This window comes from Rhodopseudomonas sp. (genome assembly GCF_036404135.1).
Classification (GTDB): domain Bacteria; phylum Pseudomonadota; class Alphaproteobacteria; order Rhizobiales; family Xanthobacteraceae; genus Rhodopseudomonas_A.
Genome location: NZ_DASWPE010000015.1, coordinates 1 through 2232 on the forward strand (window position 1 = coordinate 1; position 2232 = coordinate 2232).

2 protein-coding genes are annotated in these 2232 nt (G+C 64.9%); one reads left to right on the forward strand and one right to left on the reverse strand.

Features of this window, described 5'->3' with window-relative positions:
- Positions 1 to 35 precede the first annotated feature (35 nt).
- Complete coding sequence (locus tag VGC77_RS01710) at positions 36 to 980, reverse strand: transposase (protein WP_331169831.1); 945 nt, start codon at positions 978 to 980, stop codon at positions 36 to 38.
- A 272-nt stretch (positions 981 to 1252) separates the two neighbouring features.
- Here VGC77_RS01710 and VGC77_RS01715 point away from each other — a divergent pair, with 272 nt between their 5' ends.
- Positions 1253 to 2197 carry a transposase gene (locus VGC77_RS01715; protein WP_331169831.1) on the forward strand — a complete coding sequence of 315 codons (945 nt, stop codon included), beginning with the start codon at positions 1253 to 1255 and terminating at the stop codon, positions 2195 to 2197.
- The last annotated feature ends 35 nt before the right edge of the window (positions 2198 to 2232 follow it).

The following is a 2232-nucleotide window of genomic DNA, read 5'->3' on the forward strand; positions in this document are numbered from 1 at the left end:
CATCCTTCGACAGGCTCAGCAACCGTATTGGAGTGTCAAGTCTGTTGTTGCAGCCAGGGCTTGTCCTGTTCGATGATTGAATTGGCGATGACGAGGAGTTTTCGCATAGCGGCGACGATGGCGACCTTTGGGGGTTTCCCGTCGTTGCGGAGGCGTTTGTAGAAGGGTTTGATGACGGGGTTGCATCGGATGGCGACGATGGTTGCCATGTAGAGGATGCATCGGACGGAGAGCCTGCCACCTGTGATGTGGGCCTCGCCGCGGGAGGTGCCCGAGTCGCGGTTCATGGGGGCGACGCCGACGAGGGCGGCGATCTGTTTTTTGCCGACCTGTCCGAGTTCGGGGAGTTCTGCGACGAGGGTGGCCGCGACGATGGCGCCGAAGCTCGGGATGGATCGCAGCAGTTCAGCGCGGCGTGCGAGGTGGCGATCGGCCTCGATCAGGTCGGCGATGCGCTGGTCGATGTGGGCGATTTCGGTTGTGAGGAAGTCGAGATGGCGGGCGAGCGAGGCAGCGAGCGTCTCGTCGTCGGGATGGGCGGCGCGTTGCTTCTCCATGGCGGCCATCTCGACAAGTTGGCGGCGGCGGCGGACGAGGTCGGTGAGTTGGATCTGGGCCTCGCTGGGCGCAGATGCGGCGGGTGGCTGCATGGTCTGAGCGAAGCGCAGGATGACGCCGGCGTCAATCGCATCGGTCTTGGCCAGCCGTCCCGTGGCGCGCGCGAAGTCGCGGACCTGACGCGGGTTGACCCGGCTGAAGGCGATCTGCCGCCTGGCAAGATCATGAGCGAGCAGGCGGGTGTAGCCGCCGGTCGCCTCGCACACGAGGTGCGGCGTTTGGAGACCGGCGAGCTTGCGGCCAAGCGCCGCGATGCCGGTTTTGTCGTTGCCCGTCCGCCAGACCCTGGGCGAACCGGGAAGAGCAACGTCGAGATGGTCCTTCGACACGTCGACGCCGATAAATGTCCGTGTATCCAGCATGATGGCTCCGCCTTGCATGCGGGCTCAAGGCCCGGCCAACCGTTCGAGACGATCATGGCGGGACGGATGACCTTGCTGAGCCACGAGCTCATGCCCAAGGATGAACACGGCCATCCGCCCCGTTGGGTGCGGGTCATGACCCGCACCCAACGGGGCGGATGGCCGTGTTCATCCTTGGGCATGAGCTCGTGGCTCAGCAAGGTCATCCGTCCCGCCATGATCGTCTCGAACGGTTGGCCGGGCCTTGAGCCCGCATGCAAGGCGGAGCCATCATGCTGGATACACGGACATTTATCGGCGTCGACGTGTCGAAGGACCATCTCGACGTTGCTCTTCCCGGTTCGCCCAGGGTCTGGCGGACGGGCAACGACAAAACCGGCATCGCGGCGCTTGGCCGCAAGCTCGCCGGTCTCCAAACGCCGCACCTCGTGTGCGAGGCGACCGGCGGCTACACCCGCCTGCTCGCTCATGATCTTGCCAGGCGGCAGATCGCCTTCAGCCGGGTCAACCCGCGTCAGGTCCGCGACTTCGCGCGCGCCACGGGACGGCTGGCCAAGACCGATGCGATTGACGCCGGCGTCATCCTGCGCTTCGCTCAGACCATGCAGCCACCCGCCGCATCTGCGCCCAGCGAGGCCCAGATCCAACTCACCGACCTCGTCCGCCGCCGCCGCCAACTTGTCGAGATGGCCGCCATGGAGAAGCAACGCGCCGCCCATCCCGACGACGAGACGCTCGCTGCCTCGCTCGCCCGCCATCTCGACTTCCTCACAACCGAAATCGCCCACATCGACCAGCGCATCGCCGACCTGATCGAGGCCGATCGCCACCTCGCACGCCGCGCTGAACTGCTGCGATCCATCCCGAGCTTCGGCGCCATCGTCGCGGCCACCCTCGTCGCAGAACTCCCCGAACTCGGACAGGTCGGCAAAAAACAGATCGCCGCCCTCGTCGGCGTCGCCCCCATGAACCGCGACTCGGGCACCTCCCGCGGCGAGGCCCACATCACAGGTGGCAGGCTCTCCGTCCGATGCATCCTCTACATGGCAACCATCGTCGCCATCCGATGCAACCCCGTCATCAAACCCTTCTACAAACGCCTCCGCAACGACGGGAAACCCCCAAAGGTCGCCATCGTCGCCGCTATGCGAAAACTCCTCGTCATCGCCAATTCAATCATCGAACAGGACAAGCCCTGGCTGCAACAACAGACTTGACACTCCAATACGGTTGCTGAGCCTGTCGAAGGATG